Source organism: Dyadobacter sp. OTU695 (assembly GCF_038440355.1).
Taxonomy (GTDB): domain Bacteria; phylum Bacteroidota; class Bacteroidia; order Cytophagales; family Spirosomataceae; genus Dyadobacter.
In genome coordinates this window covers 38556-61598 of the sequence record NZ_JASATN010000029.1, presented here as the reverse complement: position 1 = coordinate 61598, position 23043 = coordinate 38556, and the positions used below count along the sequence as shown (strand labels likewise).

Below are 23043 nucleotides of genomic sequence, written 5' to 3'. Positions count from 1 at the left end.
GGCTTTTGGTATTCGGTAAAGTAGATGGCTCAACCAGCACGCCATTGTTTAAATTCGTTATACTATGAATCGCAAAATTTTGATCGTCACCGGGGATGGTGGCGAAAGTTACGAAACACTCTATGCTGTGCACCGTTTCCAGGAAGAAGGCGACATTGCATTGATTGCAGCGCCCAGCAAACGCCGCCTTAATCTGGTAATGCACGATTTTGAATTAGGATGGGATACGTATATCGAGCGGCCCGGCTATTGTCTACCTTCTGACCTGACCATTGAGGAGGTGGTAGTGGACGATTATCAGGCCATTCTGCTCCTGGGCGGCCGCGCTCCCGAATACCTGCGCAATCACGCCAGGCTGTTGGAAGTGGTACGCGAGTTTGATCGGAAAGGCAAATGGGTCTTCGCCATCTGTCACGGGATCCAGATTTTGGTCACAGCCGGACTGGCCCACAACCGGACGTTAACAGCTTACGAACATGTCAGAACCGAAATTGAAATGGGAGGAGGCATATATTCTACCCAGCAAGCAGTTCGTGACGAAAATATCGTGACCGGACAGACCTGGCAATCGCATCCAGAGTTTTACCGCGAAGTTTTTGCCTGTCTCAACAAAGCGTGAGTCTTGAAAGAGCAGAGGCAGAACCGGTCGCCGGTTTCTTCCACTCGTCTACCGACAATGAAGCCGCCCTGTCGGGTCGCCCAGGCGGCTTCATGTTATTTGCCCTTTTGTTTTCCTACCCTTTAACGACTTGTGCCTGGTAAGTACTTGCCGCGTTTACAATTTGCACCTGATAGAGCCCTGCGGGAATAGCTTTCACGCTTATATACACATGGCCATCGCTGAGCCTTTCCGTTTTATCTTCAAAGACAATTCGTCCATCGGTGCTGAACGCCCGAACAAGCGGTTGGGAATTCGTTTTCTCGGCAAGATCGATCCGCAAACGGTCGGACGCCGGATTAGGGTATGCAGTCAGGGTGTGGACGACCCGATTATCGATCGCGATAATGCGACTGAAAGCTGCTTGACCATCGATGTCCATTTGTTAAGCCGGTAATAAGAGACGCCTGAGGAAGACTCGGTATCCCAAAACGCATAATTACTTTCCTGCGAGATCGCTCCGTTTAACGTCAATGTAGTTCCATTTGTACTTCCTTAGCTATTCGCAAAAAAAGTCGTTTCACCTCATTGGGAAGCTCTCTGTATACATTTCCCGCAAAGGATAAAGAATGACGATGGCGACTAATGCGCAGGCTGTAAGGGCAAACCCCGTTTTCAGCGCCTTGCCCCTAATCCAGGCGGCACCCAGTGTATACTGATTTGTGATCCAGCAGCAAATAGATATCAGAAATGTAGTGCCAGCATTCCTTAGTACCAGTTCGCTCTTTTCCACTTGGTCTAATCGTATCGCGCTCGATATGAAAACGATCAAAGCTATAAATACCGAAATGACAAGCCCTGGCCAAAGATTGAATTTTTTCATCATCTAAAATAAATTAAAGGAATTCAAAATCAGACAACCACTCAGGGCCGATAAAGATGAAAGGGACAAAATTGAACTTCAAACGGCCACGATAGTCCTTAACCGGCCGACTAGACCGCCCCTAAAATAAGGAAGCTGACCAGTCTTGAGATCGGGGGGATGATCCGGAATATTGTACAGTAGAACTTAAAGACCAGGGTAACAAATTAAACCTTGTGTCGCCTTCGAAGTCATAGAACCGGAATGGGCCCTAGTGGCTTGCACACATCCTGCATAAGCACTTTCAGGTAACCGGCTAACCCCATGTAAATCACTGCCATGGAAAACATCAGCAAATCAGAACAATTACAGCACCTGTACTGGCGTGCCGGGTTTGGGGCAACCCATGAGCACTTACTGAAAGAGAACCGGCCCGTCAAAACCGTGGTGAAAGAAATGTTAACCCAGTCTAGCTTTCAGCCACTGGTAGTCGTGGATATTAATCAGTTTAAGAGCGATAAAACGCTTAAAAAACTGGTCACCAATCGTAAGCCCGATCGTGAAGCAATCAAAATGCGGATTAAGGGAAATGCGGGACTTATACGCGACTTAAATGTGCTTTGGATCGAGAAAATGGCTTCCGGCAAAGACGTTCTTCGTGAAAAAATGGCTTTGTTCTGGCATGGGCATTTTGCCTGTCGGGTGCTCAATCCGGCCGCCGTCCAGCGTTACCTGAATACGATCCGGACACATGCCCTGAGCAATTTTGCGGATCTGTTAATGGCTGTTTCAAAAGAGCCGGCAATGCTTCAATTCCTCAACAATCAGCAGAACCGCAAGGATGCGCCCAACGAAAACTTTGCCCGGGAAGTAATGGAGCTGTTCACATTGGGGCGGGCCTCAGGGAGTTATACAGAAGAGGATATCAAGGACGCCGCCCGGGCGTTTACCGGTTGGGGATATAATCTGAGGGGAGAATTTACCTTTCGGAAAAATCGGCATGACGATGGGTTAAAAACGATTCTTGGTCAAACCGGTCATTTTGAGGGCGAAGATGTAATCAGATTACTGCTCGAAAAAAAGCAGACGGCTCGTTTCGTTGCAGGCAAAATATATCAATTTCTGGTTAGCGAACAGACGGAAAACCCGGAGGCCGAAACGCGGATCAAAGGCCTTGCTGAAAGGTTTTATAAAAGTGGTTATGACATTGCCAGGCTTCTGGACGACATTCTGACTTCTGACTGGTTTTTTGAAACTTCGGTGAGGGGGAACCGCATAAAATCACCCGTTGAATTGCTTGTGGGGATACAGCATTCGCTGGGACTTGTTTTCCAGCAAAAGCAATCGTTAATATTCATCCAACGTACATTGGGGCAAGTTTTGCTTTATCCACCTAATGTGGCCGGGTGGCCCGGAGGAAGAAACTGGATCGATTCTTCAAGCCTTTTATTCCGGATGAAATTGCCTGATCTTATTCTGAGGTCGCATGCGGTGACCCTGCAGCCCAAGCAAGATGGTGACGTGAATACGGAACTGCTCGCCAGGCGCGGAGGTGATTTGATGCAGGTGGAGATCAACTGGGATGCATTTGAAAAGTCTTTTTCGGGGGTTGGTTCCGACCATCTGGCTGATGCTTTGGCGGCTTATTTGATTCAGCAGCCGCTAGGGAAAACACAGCGTGCATTGATTCTTCAAACAGCCGGGAGCAGCGCGCGGGTTGAACGAATCAAAAACTTGACTGCGGCACTTATGGCTTTGCCTGAGTATCAACTTTGTTAGAAGTGTTAACGCAGAATAATTGCGTACATCGAAATGCATTCCATTTTAAAGAAGCCAGTCAAAATTGATCATTATGAAACGACGGGAATTTTGCAGCAATCAGCCTTAACCACTGCCGGGACTATGATGATCCCGTCATTTCTTAAGGCTTATGAACTGGATCAAATGAACGTAGATCCTACGGGCAGCAAAATACTGGTTGTGGTGCAGCTATCGGGTGGCAACGACGGCCTGAATACGGTTGTACCCTTTCGAAACGACATTTATTACCGTGAGAGACCCACTCTGGCAATCGCGCGTGAAAAAGTACTGGCATTGAACGACGAAGTCGGGTTCAATCCCGCGCTGGAACCATTGAAGGCGTTATATGACGATGGGCTGGTTAAAGTGATCAACAATGTGGGGTATCCCAATCCGGACAGGTCCCATTTCCGGTCCATGGATATTTGGCAAACGGCAAGCAGTTCCGACCAATATCTGAATACAGGCTGGGTAGGGCGTTACCTGGATGCAACATGTTCGGGGCCCGGAGGCTGTGCGCAGCACCGGGCGATAGAAGTAGACGATACACTTAGTTTGACTATGAAAGGAAACTTGGTAAATGGACTTGCCCTGCTTAATCCCAAAAAGCTTTATAACCAAACCCGTGACGGGATGATCAAAGAGTTGTCCGACAACAGCTACCCGGAAACGCACAGTAACGCAGGTTACCTTTATAAAACACTGGCCGAGACGGTATCCTCTGCAGCCTATGTTTACAATAAATCGGCAAAACCGGTGCATCGTACCATGGGCGCTTACCCTTCGCTTGAGCTGGGTAAACGGTTAAAAACTGTTTCCGAGCTGATCCAGTCAGACACCACGACAAGGGTGTATTATGTTTCCATTTCCGGCTTCGATACACATGTAAAGCAAACGGGTCAGCAGGAAAGACTTTTACGGCAGTATGCCGAGGCAGTCAAAGCGTTCATGGGTGATATGAAGTCGACCAACCGACAAAACGACGTGTTGGTCATGACTTTCTCCGAATTTGGGCGCAGGGTAAAGGAGAATGCGAGCAACGGGACTGACCACGGGACGGCCAACAGTGTTTTTCTGGTGGGAGGAGGTCTAAGCGGGACTCGCAGCGAGCGTGTTTACGATCAAGCGCCTGATCTGCACAATCTGGATATGGGAGATTTAAAGTTCACCATTGATTTCCGGAGCATTTATGCGACGCTGTTGGAAGATTGGCTTGGAGCAGACGATGTGGCTATTCTCGGGAAGAAGTTTCCCAAACTTAGCCTGCTGTAATTGATAGGGAATCTTTCTGGGCAGTTTAACCGCATTCGCTAAAATACCCATTCTGCGGAGCAAATGATTTCCGCTGACTTTGGGCATACTTGACCACCATTAGAATCAAAACCGGCACTTCGATCACCGGCCAAATGAGGGCCAACGACTGAAAGCTGCTTTTCCTTCATAGAGTGTTTGTGATTAATCATTTCCAACGATTGCACTGCGGCGTTCCAGGAATATTACATCGCGCCAGATTGCATTACGTTTTCCAAACTTTTCCCGATAAGCTACTTTCCGGAAACCCTGGCCTTCTTGAAATGCAATACTCGCTTTGCTTTCCGGGAATATCTGTGCTTGCAACGTTCAGAAACTGAGTTTTTCGCTTAACGGCACCAGATCTGATAATAGCTCCCGGCCGACACCGCGCCCGTGAGATTCCGGATGGATGTAGATGCCGTTTCAGCCACATCGCCATATACGCACCGGCTTGAAACAGCGGACAGTAATGCCCATCGAATCACCTGACCGTTTCCTTCGGCCACAAGCCGCGGCTGGGAAAGAAATTTTTACTTTTAGCGCATCGACTTCAGCGCCCCGGTTTCGTATGTCGCATCACCATATCCATACCTAGCTGGTAAACCTGTTTTACCTGCTGCCAGTCCCATACAATGAGGGGGCGAATGGTGAAGGCCATTGTGCAGGCAGTTTTTGATGGATAAATTCACGGCTGTACTCCTTGATTTCATCCCGAACCGTGCAGAATGACGTCCCGAGATCTTCATCTTCGGTATGACCAGGATCATAAAAGCTACGATGGATCAACTCGCCCGCCGATGGGGAATAGGGTGATCGATTAACTCTTGCCTTGGAAGTTCTTATTGTTGTGCACTTCCAGCTGCCTGCGGATACCTTCGATCAACTCTTGATACTGAACGCGTAAAGGCGCAAAGAGGCGCTGATATGTGATCTTGGCATGGCCTTCGACCGGTGCCTTATCCTTGTTATGTGGAATTACACATAATCCTAATTATGTGTAAACTTTGGATATGTATAAACAAGGATATAAGGAACCGTCTGGTTCCAGTTCGTACACCCCGCAGTAAAACAGGCATGGTCGAAGTGACGTTCACCGTACATTCCCGGCCGGGAGCGTATCTTTTGCATGTAACCGAGCGAGGCCAGACCGGAAAGCACAAGGTTATACTAGAATGGATAATCCTGGGCATCTACCACAAGGAGTAAGGAAAATGATCCGGAAGATGTAGGTTGGGAATACTTGGACCGATGGACGGTTTTAGGGTAAATACTTCAATTGGATGCCAGCTCTTTTAATTGCTATCGCAAAGCTCATTGACCAGGTGCTTTGCCGACCCGACAAACGAGTCGCTTGCGAGCTCACCATTAAGTAGTTCAATGTCGCGCAGGAGATTCCCCGGGGTTACAAAAAGACGCTCACGGTAAATGATGAGTCAAGCTCGTCAACAAACAACATCAAGGCAGCCGCAGATCGCGATCAAAAACACAAAAAGCCCGGACACAAGTCCGAGCCAAGGGTGTAAAAAGCTGACTACTTTTTTAAATTTCACGTTTGCTAAAAGCGATATCCTACCGTAAGGTTAAATCTGCGCCCGTTTCCTCTCCGGTAATCAATTGCAGTTCCATAAAATTGTGCAATAGACGGGTAATAAACTGTGTTAAGCAAGTTTTCAATACCCAAATCAGCTTTCAGGTTTTTGGTAATTTTGTATCCCAAAGATAAATTGAATGTATTATAAGAGTCGATTGGCCCTTCCCCGATTGGATAAACGCCTTTTTCATTGGGTGCAAAGCGATCCCTTTTTCCTACATACAACCAGTTCAGGTCTGCATTAAACCGGGCCTTGTTGTACCTGGCGTAAGTCGCAATTTTGGCCGGCGTAATACGGTTCGAGTTCAGGTATTTATCGGTCGGGCCATTAAAATTTCCGTCACCGTCTTTATCGCCTTTGCCTTCTACAAAAGCATAATTACCTCCCAAAACAAAACTGGCAGTTACCTGATAGTCAACTTGAAATTCGTAACCCCAAACCCGCTCTGGCAGTCTTTCGGCAACGTATTTACCATCCACCAGAAGTAAATTAGAACCCAATTTCGATGTACTGTAATAATAGGCAGCCGACACACTCAATGGTCCCAAAGCACTGCTGAAACCAACTTCATAATTGTTTACAATGATCGGTTCGGTTTGTAGGCCGGCCACTGTATTTTCGTTCGCAGCTCTTAATATTCTCCCCAGATCGAAAATAGAAAACGATTGTGAATAGCTCACGAATGGATTGAACTGCTTAAACTTTGAATACCGAAGTCCTGCATTAAATACAAAAGCATTATAATCCAGCTTTCCGCCCGTCACGTTAATGCTTCCTGCACCGTCGGGACCAGTAGCCAAAGTGGCGTAATCGGCAATATCCATCTTGATGTTTTCAGCGCGTAATCCCGTTTTCAAGTTTAGGTAATTAAACCACTGCGTTGTAAGCTGTGCATACGGAGCAAGGTTATTCATATTAATGCGCGGCACCCAGGAGCGGCCGTCAACCAGATTTTGCTCCGTCTTATCGTTCAATATATCCACGCCATAAGTCACGTCACCCGACAGTTTGGGCGATATCGTAAAAGGTGTATTCAAGTTGAGCCTGAAACCTTTCTTGGTCGAAATAATAGCCGATTGCCCGCTGCCAAAAAACGATTCTGAATTGGAATAAACCGTCCAGAAATCCTGCAAATACACATTGGCAGTCAGTGAAGTCCGGCCAACAATATTTTTATTGGTATACTGGATATTAGCATTGTGATTGTAGCGGGTTCCCTCGTCGATTCCTTTCCGGGTTCCCCACACGCCGATTGCGGGAGATTGTCTATAAACGCCGGCCTTGGCAACGTAAGCCGAATGCTGATTGGAGCTGTAATAGTTATACATAGCCTCAATGCGCTGAGAACCACTGAAATTATAACCCACCTTCGCGAACGCATTGTATATTTTGGTTTCGCCCAGTCCGTAATCGGGAGATATCACCAATCCTTTGGGATCCCGGTAAACGCCGGTTTTTTCGTACATCCCGCTAACTACATAATCGAACTTGGCTACCCGTCCGTACAATTGCTGTGAAGCACGGAAGCCCAGCGTGCTATCTCCGCGGGTATTGCCCGTAAGGCTCAACTGGCTGTATCCACCGATTTTCTGATCTGTTTTTGGCGTTTTCGTGATGTAGTTAATCAATCCGCCATCGGCACCGTTTCCGTAAATTGCTGTGGCTCCCTTAATCACCTCCACCCGCTCGACCACCGACGGATCAATCGTGCGGATATCCCGCCCCCCGGCTCTGAGTGGAGTTGATTGCGGTATTCCATCAATGAGAACCAGCAGATTACGACCACGCAATGTTTGTCCCGAATTGCCGGTTTGATTGGTAGAGGCCCCCAAACCGGGAACCGAAAACGCCAGAATGTTAGCGATGTTGGGGCTTATGGTAGAGAGCGCGCCGATTTCCTTCGCGTTTACAACCGTCACAGATGATGGCGTTTCGGCCAGCGACTCTACCCTGCGGCCTGCGGAAACAATGACTTCGTCGAGCTGGGAAGAACTTTCTTTTAGTTCAAAATCGAGGCTCTGTTCCGTGTCAGTATCAAGTGTAATGTCTTTATCCTGAATCGTATATCCGATAAAAGAAGCTCTGATCGAAATGTTTCCTTTGGGCAAATTACCAAGCCGGTAACTTCCATCGCCGTTTGCAGTAGTACCTATATTAGTCCCTTTCACGACGACAGAAGCAAATGGGACTGGCTGTTTGTTGTTATCCATCACGGTACCCCTAATAACTCCCAAGGCAGATTGGGCGTAAGTGAAGTGGAAGGAACAAATGGAAGCGACAAAGAATAGTATTGATTGTAATCTTATTTTCATTAAGTGAACGTTTAATTCTCACGCAAAAGTAAAATTATTTATACTAATTAAAAATAAACTTGACATTTGATTTGGGAAGGCTGGATCGGATTTTGACGATCGTGCCGGATTTGTTCGCACGAAAATGCGGCAGCACGGCGCGGGTTACATCCAGCAGGCCAGTCACGTTAGTAATAAACTGGCGGAGTATCTTTCTATTGGGAAGGATTCCAAAGGGCCGTAGGCGCCGTAGCCGGCATTATTAAGCAGTACGTCGATGCTGCCGAATTTTCCGATCCCCGCTGCGATGACTTGCTGGATCGAATCCAGGTCGAGCACATCTAGCCGGGTGAACAGTACATTCTCAAGCCCGCTGAACCGGGACTCGTCTTCGGGCTTGGCACGGTGGCAATAACATTCCAGCCTTTGGCCCGAAATAACTGTGCAGTTGCCTTTCCGATACCCGTACTACCCCCTGTAGTCAAAATGGTCTGTTTCATTTGCGATGTTTTTTATAAACAATACAAATGCCACCCACGATGGCTCGCCAGGAATAAAAAAGCGGTTTCCTTGTATGCAAATTCTCTTTTTCAGCTAAAGAAACCATTACACTCTCAATAGACAGCCCTGGGGAATAGAAATGAGCCCGGCATGTGTTAAGCGCCGGGCTTGGCCCATCTAAACAACCGGGAAGTTACCGCCGTCGACGGCGATGTTCGTCCCAGTAAGGTAAGAAGCCGCCGGACTCACGAGAAAATGGACCACTTCCGCTGTTTCTGCCGGATCAGCCATCCTGCCCAGCGGCACACCGCCAACACGCTGCAGCAAGTTCTGGGTCATTTCTTCGGTACCGATGCCTGCCGAGGCGGCCAGTCCTTCCAGGAAACTGCTCATTGCCCCGGTTTTGTTTAGTCCGGGAGAAACTGTCACCACGCGTATGCCCTTCGGCGCGACTTCGGTGGCCAGAGACTTGCTGTAAGCATTCAGGGCTGCTTTAGCAGCACTGTAAGCCATCGTTGTATCCCATAGCGGAAACATGCCACTGGTAGACGAGATGTGGATGATGACCCCGCTGCCCGCCTCAATCATGCCCGGCAGGAAAGCCCGGTCCAGCCGGACTGCCGCAAGCAGGTTGACTTGCAGAACATCATTCCAGTCCTTGTCACTGAGCACACTGAAACCACCGGCGGGGGCCGTATTCGCGCCGAGGTTGTTGATCAGGATATCCAGCCCGCCAAATTTATCTTTGACTGCCGCCACAAGGTGATCTACCGCTGCCACATTCGATAGGTCCGCTGCGATAAAGTGGTCCCCTTCGCCTGTTTCCTCCGGCTTACTCCTAGCACTCACCACCACGGTCGCCCCTGAGGCTTTCAATCTTTGGGCAATGGCCTTGCCGATCCCTTTTGTTCCGCCCGTTACAAGGGCAATTTTACCTTCCAGCACTAAGCCGGTTTCTTGTTTGTACTGCATTGGATGTGAATTGTGAAATGATTGTTTCAAAATTAATTACGGGTATTGTCTATCTGTACATGGCGATGTTATCCCCTGTTGCCGCTTTGCCGCTACCGTATGCTTCTTTTTTGAAGTGATCGTTTCAGAAAAGGACAAAAATATTTTAGCGCAGCAACTGCCGCACCATGAAGCCAGCAAGTTTTTTGATTTTTGCCGGGTCTCTGTGAAGGATATAGAGCTCATACCAACCCGTGTAGGTGCTGATCATGTAGTCTGCGACCAGACCCGGATCCGTATCCTTATTCATAGCTCCCTGTTCGACTGCTTCACGGATCAAGGTGTCCAGGAAGGAATGGGTGAAATCATTGTCGTCTTTGAGTAGTGCTTGTATATCCTTTTCGTCGGGCGAAACCTCGAAAGCAGTCTTGATCGCAAAGCATCCCTGGGCATCGTTGATGACCACATCCGCCACGTCATTGATAAAGCTTTCAAGTGCCTTCAACGGCGAATCGAATGCTCGGGCTCGTTCTTCCAGCAGTATCCTTCTTTTCTTGGTGTAGTGTTTAATGCACTGCACAAAAAGTTGATGCTTATCGCCCAAGGTGTTGTACAGGCTGCTGGAATTGATTTGCATGGCATCTGTCAAATCGCGCATAGAAGTCCCGTTGTATCCTTTCTGCCAAAAAACATCGAGTGCCTTTTCAATTGCCTGATGCTGGTCAAATTCCACTGTCCTTGCCATAATTTCCTTTTTGCAAAGATAGCTAAATTCTGAAACAATTGATTCAGAAAAAGGGGACGATAAGATTTTTACCAGGAAGTAAGGCAGATCTGTTTGAAGTACATGCTATTGTACTGCTTGTCGTAATGGAGGGCCATCACTTCAAACAAGACTTGTTTGTCTTTGGGGAGGCAAAAGATAAAACTGAAAGAAGATGCCCCACGGCTGCCGGTGCCTTTTACAAACAAGAGATCCTCTCTGGCACCCTTCTGGATGGGCAGGAGTACATTGGGATGGCCCCGCACCAGAACTTACATTCGGCAACGAACAGGCTGCTCACATCCTTGGGGTATTTTAAAAGGATATCGGTCTTCCCCCCTTGTTAAATGTTTCGCCGAAAGCAGTCATCCCCTCACACCTTGTTTCCAGCACAAAAAGGAGCTGGTTACGTAATCCTTCCCTCATCTTTGCCCGTATGAAGCGCTAGTTTCATTTCCATGCTCTTGCCTGAATCATACGCAACCAACAATACATCGTTGTACATATCATTCGCCATAATCGGTTCTGATGAAAACTCCTGGGTCTTTGACGACACCGGTTGCGAGATAACTTGTTTGGTACCCCTTGTAATGCTTGATATAGTAAAAGCTTTAATACAGGAATTTCTTCGGTTTTGACGTGTGTCTAGCTTTTGCCCGGCTTCCGAATTTTTCAAAAATGACGCACTTTGCGAGCGATGAACCCCGGCCGACGCTTGCTACCGTGGATCATTTTGCAAGACGATGCACTTAATAAGAAACTCATAAATAGTTACCTTGATTTTATCTCGGTTTGGCCCAAGAAGCCATCTGCGCATCAGGCACCGGAAGATTACTATGAACAGAAATCATCCAACAAAAACTTGCTGAAGAACACGCTTTACTTAATGAGGTGCCTACAACCTATGAACCAGGTTTGTTTCGCTTGAGATTTGTTCAGCTTATTGGCCTGTGCAACGGGTCGCACTCTTCTGGCAAACAACGCGAACAGACGTGAAGGCGACCGTAATGCTGCCTGGCCGTCGTGCGAATTTGTCAGGAAACGATACTGCGCGATCAGGTCGTCCTTTCCGACAATGATATGGTCATCGATTTTAGCCGGGATAAAGATCCGCTCCCCTGCCCTAATGCCCCAGCAGTTTCGTAGCGGATGCCTTTCCCGTCCGCAATACTGTCAAAGAAAGTGAAAGCATCGCGGGCCTGAACGACCTGGTAACCCGGGCCGACAACGCCCAGCGGCTTTCCGTTATCAGCCCGGCACAGAGCGTAGTAGCCAGTCACCGGGGTAGGCTCGCTATGAAAGATTGTTACATGTTCCCGAAGGGTCTGGTGAATCTGGCTGGTGAAGAGCGGCGTCTTGACGACCTGATAGTCCAGCCCGGCAAACTGGATGGCATCGCCACTTAACTGGCACCCATCGACAATTTGGCCCAGGCCATGCTAAGCCTTCTGCTTGACCGAGAAAAAAGAGTGCTTACCCGTGTTCTGGTTGAAATGAATGTTGTACGCCATGAGCTTAAAGGTTTGAGTAAAAAATGAAACCAGTTCTTTCGCTGCTGCCTTTCAGGGTCAGACTGCCAAAAACCGCATTTTTTGACCCGAACCAAACAAGAAGAAAAGAAAGCTCGGCCCCAATCCCGGCCAACCCGGGGCAAAGGGAAGCGGAATTAGGAAAGCCAGGCGCATACGGCGGTTATGCCGAACACTTTTGCCAAGCCCAAAGAAAGTCTTTCACGGCCGGGATTAGCTTAGCTGCCCTTTTCGATTGTTGCGGGGCAAAGACCTTACAAGTATCTCTTAGCGCGGCTGTGCAAACGCGGCAGCCCTCTCATCGAAAAAGCAGCATTAATTCTCACTGATCCAACCGGAACGACCGACGAATCAGGGTACAGCGGTACATAAACCGCGGAATTGCGTCGAGCAGTCGGGAAGAACCAGAGATTTAACCCAAATCTACTATCTGGCAAGACTGGTATACTTAACTGGCATAGACGGGCCGCAGCGCCGAATTTGGGACATTTCACTCCAGCCAGGGAACTACCACCATGCACAACGAGCCTTATGATTTTTTCATGCTCAGGCGGGCTGCCATGCCCAGCCACACGCTAACGATCCTACACGAGCAGTGTGGCGATGATTTTGAAAAGTGGGAAGCAGCGCTACTCGAACTTTGTCAAACCGGACACTTCCGCCAGGCCATCTATCTTGCCTCCCCCTCGCTTCATTCCGCCCTAGCGGGTTACGATAAACAGTCGCCCGAAAAATCCAGGCGGAAAGTACTCTTCTCGCTTTACAAGTATGTGATCAGAATGAGCACAAGGCCAACCCCGTTTGGATTCTTCTCGGTGACCGGCACTGGAATTCTCGCTGAGGGCAGTAAGCTGAGCGGACCCGTGATCACGAAAGCAAAAAAGACGATCAGGTTACAGATGAATGTGTTGATACAAGTAGCCAGCTGGATTGAAAACCAACAACATCCAGAGCATCCCATCCGGTATGTGGCTAATAATAGCTTGTACCGGGCCCGGACAGCATACCGGTATATCGAGATTAAAAAAAGCGCGGATACCGCAGAGCGAATCATGTCAGAAGTCGATGACTTTCCTGAACTAACCCGGCTATTGAAGGCGGCAAAAATACCACGGACAAAAAACGAACTGGCCAAAAGGCTAAGCGGGCGATTGACAACCGGTCAGTCCAGCCGGTTGATACAGGATTTGATCGACTCGGGCCTTCTGCTCAGTGAGCTATCACCCAATGCGACTGGACCCGACTTTGAAGACCGGATCAAGGCGTATCTTGACAAGTGCCGCCCAAAATCCGAGCAGGCCAACAGGCTCTATGGGCTGCTCACCGGGCTTTCCAGCCAAGATGCCGCCTGCTGCCTGCAGGATACGGCAGAAGAACTTATCCGCATAATTCCCGCATTATCGGAACAACCGCTATTCCGTGCGCAAATTAGCACGCTCAAAGAGCCAACGCTTAGCAAAAAAGCCGTAGCCAAACTGGCTGCTGATTTTGCAGCAGTAAAAGCACTTTTACGCCCCAGCCAGCAGTCGAGCCCACTGACGGTGCTGAAACAAAAATTCCGGGCGCGTTATGGCGCCGGGCCAATTCCCATTTGCGAGTTGCTGGAAAGTGAAATGGGTATGGAGTACGCCGGGCTGGCTATGCAGGCGGGCAAACCGCCAACCCTTTTAGCCCAACTGGATTTCGCCCAGACGGGTTATCTCAGGGCCTTACCCGAAACAGCAGCCGGCCGCATCAAGCATCAGATCCTGGACCGCTCACTCTCAGGCCAGCTATACCAGGTCGAGATTCTGGAGGATGATCTGAAACCGCTTGCGCGGCAGCCCGCCCAGGGGACAGGGTTTTACTGGCTGGGCGAGGTCCTTGCCAGCTCGGCCAAAAATATAGACCGCGGCGACTTCCAGTTCTATCTGAAAGCCGCGGGTGGTCATTCCGGGCTGGAGCTGATGGCGCGCTTCGCGCAGGACGATCCGCTGCTGGCAGCCCGGCTAAGTGAAGCCACAAGAGCGCTCGCAGAGACCGACAACGAAAACATCCATGCTGAAATCGCCCATATCCCGGACCCGAGAATAGGCGCCGTTGTAAGCAGGCCCCATCTATGGCCGTATGAGATCCCCTATCTTGCGTACTCTGTGATGCCCGCATCCAGGCAAATTGCCGTCAGCGACATGCTGGTTTCGATCTCGGAGGATGAGGGCTTTGTGTTGACGAGCAAAAGCCTTGCAAAAAGAATCATCCCGCATAATACCACTGCCCACAACTACGGCCACGGGCTTCCCGTTTATCAATTTTTATCGGACGTAGCCAACCAGCATAACCAGCTCATGGCCTGGGACTGGGGGCAGCTGGAAGCCTTTTCGTTTCTTCCGCGGGTATCATTCCGGCATTTGATATTGAGCCCTGCGCAGTGGGGTCTTTCTGGGCAGACCCGTCAACAAGTCCTAGAGGTTATCGATCAGGACCGGCGCTGGAACCTGCTGCGGCATAAATTAAGGATTCCAAGACAGGTCCAGATATGCCAGGGGGACAATCTGCTTTTGATCGATTTTGAAAACCATTTTGCGAGAATGCTTTTCAAGGCAGAGCTCCGGAAAACGGCTCATCTCAAAATTCAGGAATACCTGCAATCCGGCAGTTGTCAAGTGGTAAAAGATAAATCGTGGCGCTATTCACATGAGCTGGTACTGGCCTTCAAGCCCCAGAAAACCCAAGCGCCAGTTCACTTGCCAGCGCCACGGGAAGGCCAGCGGCTTTTTCATCTGGGAAGCGAGTGGCTCTATGTAAAGGTCTTTCTTTCCGTCGATAAAGCCGACGGGCTACTGACCTCGGCCTTGGCCGGAATCTGCGAGCAGCTGACCAGTGAGGGACAACTGAAAAAGTGGTTCTATGTACGGTATTTTGATCCGTCGCATCACCTGAGAATCCGCCTCCAGCTTCGCAGGCCTGAATGCTGGCACCTGGTCCTGGCCCGGTTTCAAATCGCGCTTGAAAGCAGCGTTTTCCATGGTGTAATTGAAAAAATTCAAACCGACACTTACGAAAGAGAGCTTGATCGGTATCATAGCCTGGGCTTTGAAAAGACAGAATCAATCTTTTACAAGGACTCGCTGGCCTGCATTAAGGTGATTTCGCATCTTCAGCAGGAGCCCGATGATCAGCACAGGTGGCTTGCAGCGCTTTACGCGGTAGACAGGATGCTCGATGATTTTGACCTGGGCATCAGTGAAAGAATAGATTTTGCCAAATTAAGTTATCAAAGTTTTTTATCCGAATTCGGCCAGGATCAGGCGCTCACCAGGCAGCTCGACCGGAAATACAGGCAGCACCGCATACAAATCCAGCAAACACTCGCAGGCCAGGCCGTATTGTCACTGATGCTTGAAGGCTGCTTTAAGGAAAGGTCTTTAACCATTGGCCAACATCGGTCAACGGCAATCTCAACAGCAGAAATTGCCAGCTATGTTCACATGTGCCTGAACCGGGTCCTTGAAAGCAACCACCGGAAACAGGAAATGATTCTATTTTACTTTTTAAGCAAATACTATCAATCGGCAGCCAAAGTTTGCACAAATCAACCAATTAATTGAAGATCAGCATGAAATTTAAAAAATCAGTTTTCAATTCTGGAACGCATTCTTTATTTTGTAACCAATAGTTTAATTAAATAGACAATCAAACTTCTCCTCACCCAATCGCTAGGAATCTACCATGAAAATGCTACAAAATGGACACCAATTTTTCTCATGTAATCTCCTGTCTGATCATCGACGATGAGCAGGCCGCTCATCTTGCCTTGATACGGTTGATCGAGACCGTTCCCTGGCTTGAATTGAAAGGCCGCTGCAATAGTGGCGTAGAAGCAATTGATATGATCGCAACACTCCGCCCGGAGCTGATTTTCCTGGATATCGAAATGCCAGGGCTGAGCGGATTGGACTTGATTGGGATGCTTCCCGAACCCAGGCCACAAATCATACTGACCACCGCTTTCCGGGACTATGCGTTTGACGGTTTTGAAAATGAAGTGAATGCTTTTCTTTTAAAGCCAATCAAAACAGCCCGCTTTTACCGGTCGGTGATCAACGTAAGAGAAAATATACGCGCAAAGTCTATACAGATATGACGGGATACGCGCACCCGCCTGCAGGCCTGCCTTGCAAGATGATTTCAGACGAAAAAAAGTCAAGCCCTGCCGACAACGACCTGGACGATTCGATCTGGATTTATTCAGGAAAAAAATTCCATCATCTCAAATTAGATGAGGTCTATGCGATTGAAGGACTGAAAGATTATGTGAAGATCCATTGCCTGGCAGGTAAAATCCTGGTGAAAGGCAACATTGGATCGATCGAACGCAAACTACCCCCATCCCACTTTTTCCGGATTCACCGTTCGTATATCGTAAATCGGTCGGCGATCAGGGTTATCGAAGGAAACATGGTTCGGATGCCCGACGGATCCGATTTTACGATCCCCAGCTATAAGGGTCGTGAAAGCATCATCAACCAGCTACTAGCTCGTCAGCGGAGGATATGAGAGACCAAGCTAACCGTGGGGTTTACGCAAGGCTCCTGTTGCCGAGCGAGCCGCGTATGCGCGTTCTGAGCCATCTGATCTTCTGGCTGATTTTTATCGGATATCACATGATTTTTTTCCTGCCGATCATGCCCGATCGTGTATATAGCCCGGAAACAAGACTTGCATACTTGTTGTACTACGCAAGATTCATCCCGATCTACTATGTCGTGGTGCTTCTGGTGGGGCTAAGCGGTCACCCTTTTCAGAGATGGTTCAGTCCGCTGATCACGCTATTTGCGTGCATATTGATAACACACATTCTCACAAAGCCGCTATATCACTTTTACGATAAGCACATTGGGATTGCTAATCTGCCCGGGAATTTCCAGCTTATCGGAAAATACTATCTTAAAGGCTGGATTCCGGCAGCTGACAGAGATTGGTATGTATTTGTTTATGATCTGATGGACATGCAACTGCTGGCCCTACCCATCGGGCTCAAATACATAAGGCTTGGCGCAATAGCTGATCGCAGGCGGGCTGCCCTGGAAAAAGAACACATCCAGGAAGAGCTCAAAGAACTCAGGGCGCAGCTAGCGCCGCACTTCATTTTAAACGTGCTTAATGCAGCCAGTAGTGAGGTAGGAACCTTCTCACAGAAAGCCTCCGAATATTTGGCACATGCCGCAGACATGATTCGTTTCGCCTTGCATGATACGCGCTCAGAATTCATCGAGCTCAACAAAGAGCTTGAATTTATAGCAAGGTATCTAAGATTGGAGGCAATGAGAACCAGCCAGCGAAGCAAAATCGATTTTGAATCCACTGGTGAAACAAAAACTGCTAAGCGTGTGCCCACATTGATGCTGACGACATTGATTGAAAACGCCTTTAAACACGGCGTGCATTCAACCCACGGGCCATCGTACGTAAAAATCAGTTGCCACATCGAAGCCGACAAGGTAACCCTTCAGGTCCTTAACAGTAAACCTTTACTTAAAGCGCCTCAGCACAGCAAATCGATTCAAAGCGGTTTGGGACTTAGTAACCTTCGCCGCAGGCTCGAAGGCCACTTCCCTGACAGATATCGTCTTAGGGTCACAGAACAGTCAGAAAGCTTCTTAGTCTATTTGCAAATCCCCCTGACTCCCTAAGGTGGTATACAAACTTTGGGGGTTGATCTACTAAATTTGAGATTGGAAGAAGAATGCTTGTGATTTGGGGCGGTTCATTGTCTAACACAAATCACAATTCAGATGCAAACTCAACAGATTCATCAGTATCCGGTTCTCAAAAAACGTGAAGTGGCCAGCCTTGCCCAGGTCGGGCCACGGGCAAATCAATACGGGAAACAGGATACGATTACCACCAGCGGCACCACGTGCGGTTTTCCCCGGCACCTGCGTTAACAAAGCACCTATTTTACCCGGCCAGCCGCCTTGCGGTTGGCTTTTTCTTTGCCATCCGCCAGATACAGCAAGCCGTCGAGAAGTGCCGACTAAGCCCCGCCCGCTATACAATTTTCCCTGTCTGGTCTACTTAATTTGACTCACGCGCCCTTCGAAAAGACATTTACAGACTCAGCCTGCCGCAACCCAAGTGCTCAAACTGCTGATTACCGGTATAGGACGAAGATTAATCTGGTGGATGTAATGGACGAAAAGTATGCCCTTCGGTGGGTCGATCTTGTGGTCACTACGATTTTGGACCCTGTCAAAACAAATATATCAGCAATCGGCTCCCAGGAGCTGGAAAGTTTCGGTTCTCTGATGCGGCAGGAAATCACCCAGAACAAAACAATGCTATCAGAGGCGGCCTTCCGGATTTTCAGCAAACGCAAAATCCAGCGCATGGTCGGCCAGTACCACCGGTCGCTTTTCCTGCTGCTGGAAACGGCCGTCGAGCGCCACCCCCAGATTACCGCTACCAGCGAGAAGGCCAAGAGTCTGGGAAAGACGGCGATCGAAGCCATCAATGAGCTGCTTGATTTTATTGAGCACCGTTTCGGGGAGTATATTGACCTTGACAGCTGGGTCCCCTCAGCCCATCTATCCAATGTAAGGGAAAGCGCCACTGAAAGAATCAGCAGGGTTTGGCCATGGCTTGAAATCACCTGCTCGGGCACCCCACTAACAGCTATGCTATCAGAGGCACTAAGCCCTCTCACCCAGGCATCTCCAAAAGTGAAACGTGCCACGTTTCGGCAAGTGTTCTACCTGAAAGAACTGATCGACCAGCTCGAAAAATTGGCATCTTCGCAGACAACTGGTGAGCAGGCCCGCAAGCAACTTGTAAATATGCTTGTGTTCCTAAATTTTAACAGCAGAAGCTTCATCGATCATTATACAAGTGGCATCTGCTCAGGTGTCGAAATGCTTCAAGACGCCGCCCAGAAACGATATGCGCTGCTGCGAGCCTGTAAGGAATTCACTCAACTGCATTATCAATCCGAGCTTTCGCTGCATCCGGGCCAACCAGATGTCAAGACCGCCATCGGCCGCTGGTTTGATGCCGAGCTGCAATTTATTGAAAAACAACGCCAGTGGGATCTGCCCTTGCCCGCAACCAGCACACCTGCACCGGGCAGCGAACTGACCAAAGTCCTTTGCTTTCTTTCGATAGACCAGATCGCGCTGATTCTCAGGGCGCTGGATTCGCTTCGCATTATCCAGGCAAGGTCGCTCAACAGTGTTTTTCAGCACATTGCCCCCTACCTATCCACTCCTCGAAAAAAGGATATTTCCTGGGAAAGCATGCGCACCAAGGCTTATCAGTTCGAAGAGTCAGACCGCCAGCAGGTGTTAAGAGTCTTGGAGAAGGTCAGGGTGTGGATTTCGGAAGATCAGCCCCACAGATGAGCTGCGGATGGGAGGAGACGATCTAATCGGCTATCTGGCTCAGGCCTACCGGGAAGATGATCTTCTTTGGCGCGCGCTGCGCAAAATCCCGGTCAACATAACCCTGGCCCGCGGTCAGCTGTTTTTTAAAGAAAGTCCTTCCCCAGCGGCCATGTTTGTCCACCAGGGACTTGTAAAAGGTTTCTATTATGACATCAAAGGAAAAGAGCAGGTGACCCGGTTTTGGACGAAAAATCAGATGATCCTTCTAAGCAGCGCCCATCAGGCGAGCGTTGCGACAGCCGATTGCCTGCAAGGCATTGAGAAGGCGCGCCTTTCGGCCATCAACCCGTACGGAGCAGGCCAGCTCAGGCTCTCTGATTCCCAGACTGCACTCCTGGCTACAAAGCTGCTTCTTTTCGACCGGAATATGGCCGAATTGAAGGCGTTGCTATGCTCATTCTCTGCCAGGGAGGCCTACATGCAATTCCAGCGATTCTTCCCGCATCACAGCATTCCACTCCGCGATATCGCCAGTTTCCTTGGCATAACCCCGCAGACCATCAGCGAGATCAGAAAAAGCTCGCGCTAAGGCCCACATAGCAAAAACATTCGACTTGGCGCTTCATATTCCCGAAGTGCGAGCAAGCTTTCGCCTGGTATATTTCGAAATATAACCCGCCAGTCACTTAGAAATTCTGCCACCGAACCCAAGACCAGCGTTATGAGAAGACATTCTGTGTTGACTATTGTAACAGCCCTGCTGATTATGCTTTTCAGCTACACGTCGATTTCCAAATTAGCGGCCCTTCAGATTTTTCACTCACAGCTTGCGATGCAGCCTATTCCGGGCTGGGCTGTCAGGCCACTGGCGCTGCTGATCCCGATCACTGAGCTGGTAGTCAGTGGTCTGTTGCTAATCAAAACAGTAAGGCTCTACGGGCTTTATATATCCGCAGCGTTACTGGCTGTTTTTACCGGATACATGGCCGTTGTGGTAGCCGGTTTTTTCGAGAAAACGCCTTGCAGCTGCGGCGGCGTACTACAACAGATGGGCTTTGAGGCCCACCTGGTATTTAACGCTTTCTTTCTGACCATCGCGCTGATTGGTATATACATCATCCACCAAATGAAAGGAGGCCTGCTTTCAAAACTCTAAACTGACCGGTCACACTCCCAGGGAGACTGTCCGAAGGGCAGCAGGTACCCGCCAATTGCCTGTAAAAACATCTCAATTTCAAACGCTAAACAATTACTGTTATGAAAACCAGAAGTAAATTAAGCATTCTTCCGCTGCTCGCCATGATCCTGGGCGGCAGCCTCGCCCTGGCTACAAACTTGCCAATCCGCCAGGCCCAAAGGTGGACCCGTACAGGCGGTGCAGCCAGCCAGAATTGGGAACAGGGGCAGGTTTCAGGTTGTCAGACAAGCTCGGGTATCTGTCAGGCCGACTTCCCGGATGATTACGATCCAAACGAGCACACTGCTGAGCAAAACCAGAGCGCTGCTACGGTCGTATCCAATGGTTACGTACCTTAATTAAAAACAAGGACGGGTGGCAATGCTACCCGTCCTTGAATCGGAGTACTTCCGGAGCGTGTGGCTAATACGGACAGCATCGACCATGCCAATAAGATCAGAAATCACACACACCCGTCGGCATTGCCGGTGAGGCGTCCGAAAACCTAAAAGCTGGATTACTCAAGCAACCTTCAATATTTCTTCGCTCCCCTGGACAAAATTTGGATCGTGATTTCAACGTGTCCATATCCTTTTGGGTCGATAAATAAAACACACCTCGCCTACTAGCATGCTCCGACAGATAAAATTATATAGCCGTATTCACCTCTCCAGGCAACAACTCACTGCCTTTCACCGCTGGCAGGAACTGGTAAAGTATAGCCCCATGCTGCTTGAACAAATCTGGAATTTACCGCATAGTAAGACGGTCCAAATCTAACGGTTTAGGCGCATAGTGCTGTCCAGGTCTAGTTTTCATGATTACATCTCTCCTTTTGCTCTCAATGATCGAACAATTCCTGCCTTTTTCAATAGCTTCCCTGCCTGTCCATCCCCAGAACGTCCCGGCCAGGGCATGCAATTTCTCGTTCACGATCACTGCTCTTCAATTGAAGGGATTGTGGCGACATGAATGAAATTTTCTTGATAATTCACCGACATTGGCAAGAAGAAGTGACAATATCCGCTCTACTAAAGTATGCACAGAAACGGTGATACGGATTTAGGACAAACAAATTACCCACTCGGAAAGACAGCACCCGATACTGGTGAACATGCCCTTTATGAGTAACGACAATCCCGAACGATCGACGGGATATTTGTCGATGATGATAATTTTCATGATGGTAATTTTAATTTTGACCTCACCCCGTTAGCCAGCGAAGCAAGGCACATGCTTCACCCCTAGACATGTTCCCTATGAGCTGCAATCTCAATATGCACATAGTAGATCATGCCCCGGCGGGGGATTCCGGAAAGTACTGAACAAATATTGGGGGTTGTGCCCCTATTCACTCGTAGTGAAAGACTCTATTTTTCAATAAATCAAGATAAATCCTTTGACTTTGGTACAATTACTAAGACTAAACACTTTCAGATTTATCGGTAAACTTGGCGATCCAGCTAATGCGTCCCCAAAAACCATTTCAAGCTATAAAGCCGTTGCGCCTCCATCGATCACAAACTCCGCTCCGGTCGTGAAAGTTGATTCATCTGAAGCCAGATAAAGCACAGCATAAGCGATTTCGTTCAAGTTGCCGCCTCGTCCGAGAGGCGTAGCACCTATAGCCATTTTTGCAAAATCACCTGCGCCTTCCATTTGGGTCGTCATCGGCGTTTCTACATAACCCGGATGAACAGAGTTAACTCGTATATTGTCTTTCGCCAGCTCTGCCGCAGCTCCTTTGGTGAACGCGCGAGATCCACCTTTTGACGCCGTATAGGCTGTTGCCCCTGCTGAGCCGATAATTCCGCCGATCGAGGAAATATTCACAATCGAGCCGCCGCCGTTTTCTCGAAGGTACGGTAACACGGCCTTCGTTCCCAGAAACTGGCCTACCAGGTTCACAGACACGACCCTGTTAAACTCTTCGAGTGTACGCTCTTCGAATGGAGCCAGCAGATTGCCCGTTATCCCGGCATTATTGACCAACACATCTATTTTGCCGAAAAGATCGATGGCCCGTGCTGCAACCTGCTTCCAGCCACTTTCAGATGACACATCCTGCGTCATGTATGCTGCCACCTGGCCCTGCGCAAGGATCTGCTCGACGATAGTTTTTAAGGCATCTTCATCAATATCTGTAAGCAATACCTTCGCGCCTTCCGCGGCGAATAATCTTGCTTCCGCTTCTCCCATTCCACCGGCGGCTCCGGTAATAATCGCTACTTTGTGTTTTAATCTTGCCATGACTTCTTTTTTTTGTTCGACGGCAAAATTAGATTGACTTATTCCAGCAAAAATTGACGCAGATCAATGAATCCGCTT

Annotated in this window: 17 protein-coding genes and 2 pseudogenes; 12 read left to right on the top strand and 7 right to left on the bottom strand. The window is 48.9% G+C overall.

Going from position 1 to position 23043, the window contains the following annotated elements:
- Positions 1-64 precede the first annotated feature (64 nt).
- A complete protein-coding gene (locus AAHB90_RS30270) occupies positions 65-619 on the top strand; it encodes a DJ-1/PfpI family protein (protein WP_342089057.1) in 555 nt (184 codons plus the stop codon).
- Between the two features lie 115 nt (positions 620-734).
- Here the strand turns inward: AAHB90_RS30270 and AAHB90_RS30265 are convergent, their stop codons facing one another.
- Positions 735-1040 (bottom strand): T9SS type A sorting domain-containing protein, encoded by a 306-nt coding sequence (locus AAHB90_RS30265; protein WP_342089056.1) that lies wholly within the window; start codon positions 1038-1040, stop codon positions 735-737.
- A 759-nt stretch (positions 1041-1799) separates the two neighbouring features.
- Here AAHB90_RS30265 and AAHB90_RS30260 point away from each other — a divergent pair.
- Entirely contained in the window at positions 1800-3239 is a 1440-nt protein-coding gene (locus AAHB90_RS30260) for a DUF1800 domain-containing protein (RefSeq protein WP_342089055.1), read from the top strand.
- Between the two features lie 123 nt (positions 3240-3362).
- Positions 3363-4532 carry a DUF1501 domain-containing protein gene (locus tag AAHB90_RS30255; RefSeq protein WP_342089054.1) on the top strand — a complete coding sequence of 390 codons (1170 nt, stop codon included), beginning with the start codon at positions 3363-3365 and terminating at the stop codon, positions 4530-4532.
- A 1576-nt stretch (positions 4533-6108) separates the two neighbouring features.
- On the opposite strand, the gene AAHB90_RS30250 is transcribed toward AAHB90_RS30255, so the two are convergent.
- From AAHB90_RS30250 to AAHB90_RS32880, 5 genes and pseudogenes are all read right to left on the bottom strand, one after another.
- A complete protein-coding gene (locus AAHB90_RS30250; RefSeq protein ID WP_342089053.1) occupies positions 6109-8457 on the bottom strand; it encodes a TonB-dependent receptor in 2349 nt (782 codons plus the stop codon).
- Between the two features lie 43 nt (positions 8458-8500).
- A pseudogene (locus tag AAHB90_RS32885) lies at positions 8501-8775 on the bottom strand (SDR family NAD(P)-dependent oxidoreductase).
- Between the two features lie 339 nt (positions 8776-9114).
- Positions 9115-9909, bottom strand: a complete 795-nt coding sequence (locus AAHB90_RS30245; RefSeq protein WP_342089052.1) for an SDR family oxidoreductase — start codon at positions 9907-9909, stop codon at positions 9115-9117.
- A 145-nt stretch (positions 9910-10054) separates the two neighbouring features.
- Positions 10055-10633 (bottom strand): TetR/AcrR family transcriptional regulator, encoded by a 579-nt coding sequence (locus tag AAHB90_RS30240; RefSeq protein ID WP_342089051.1) that lies wholly within the window; start codon positions 10631-10633, stop codon positions 10055-10057.
- Between the two features lie 982 nt (positions 10634-11615).
- Positions 11616-12162: pseudogene (locus AAHB90_RS32880) on the bottom strand (DUF932 domain-containing protein); the annotation flags it as partial.
- A 533-nt stretch (positions 12163-12695) separates the two neighbouring features.
- Here AAHB90_RS32880 and AAHB90_RS30230 point away from each other — a divergent pair.
- From AAHB90_RS30230 to AAHB90_RS30190, 9 genes are all read left to right on the top strand, one after another.
- Positions 12696-15767: a lantibiotic dehydratase gene (locus tag AAHB90_RS30230; protein ID WP_342089050.1), complete on the top strand. Its 3072-nt coding sequence runs from the start codon at positions 12696-12698 to the stop codon at positions 15765-15767.
- 137 nt (positions 15768-15904) lie between these two features.
- A complete protein-coding gene (locus AAHB90_RS30225) occupies positions 15905-16303 on the top strand; it encodes a LytR/AlgR family response regulator transcription factor (protein WP_342089049.1) in 399 nt (132 codons plus the stop codon).
- 38 nt (positions 16304-16341) lie between these two features.
- Entirely contained in the window at positions 16342-16716 is a 375-nt protein-coding gene (locus AAHB90_RS30220) for a LytR/AlgR family response regulator transcription factor (RefSeq protein ID WP_342089048.1), read from the top strand.
- Positions 16713-17852 carry a sensor histidine kinase gene (locus AAHB90_RS30215; RefSeq protein ID WP_342089047.1) on the top strand — a complete coding sequence of 380 codons (1140 nt, stop codon included), beginning with the start codon at positions 16713-16715 and terminating at the stop codon, positions 17850-17852. Before AAHB90_RS30220 ends, AAHB90_RS30215 begins: the two co-directional genes overlap by 4 nt.
- A gap of 102 nt (positions 17853-17954) precedes the next feature.
- Positions 17955-18107, top strand: coding sequence for a hypothetical protein (locus AAHB90_RS30210; protein WP_342089046.1), 153 nt, complete (start codon positions 17955-17957; stop codon positions 18105-18107).
- 243 nt (positions 18108-18350) lie between these two features.
- Positions 18351-19556 carry a hypothetical protein gene (locus AAHB90_RS30205; protein ID WP_342089045.1) on the top strand — a complete coding sequence of 402 codons (1206 nt, stop codon included), beginning with the start codon at positions 18351-18353 and terminating at the stop codon, positions 19554-19556.
- Positions 19557-19563: 7 nt separating this feature from the next.
- Positions 19564-20127 carry a Crp/Fnr family transcriptional regulator gene (locus tag AAHB90_RS30200; RefSeq protein WP_342089044.1) on the top strand — a complete coding sequence of 188 codons (564 nt, stop codon included), beginning with the start codon at positions 19564-19566 and terminating at the stop codon, positions 20125-20127.
- Positions 20128-20259: 132 nt separating this feature from the next.
- Entirely contained in the window at positions 20260-20694 is a 435-nt protein-coding gene (locus tag AAHB90_RS30195) for a MauE/DoxX family redox-associated membrane protein (protein WP_342089043.1), read from the top strand.
- A gap of 101 nt (positions 20695-20795) precedes the next feature.
- Entirely contained in the window at positions 20796-21074 is a 279-nt protein-coding gene (locus AAHB90_RS30190; RefSeq protein ID WP_342089042.1) for a DUF6520 family protein, read from the top strand.
- 1132 nt (positions 21075-22206) lie between these two features.
- Here the strand turns inward: AAHB90_RS30190 and AAHB90_RS30185 are convergent.
- The gene (locus AAHB90_RS30185; protein WP_342089040.1) at positions 22207-22965 is read right to left on the bottom strand and encodes an SDR family NAD(P)-dependent oxidoreductase; all 759 of its coding nucleotides are present in this window, start codon (positions 22963-22965) and stop codon (positions 22207-22209) included.
- Between the last annotated feature and the right edge of the window lie 78 nt (positions 22966-23043).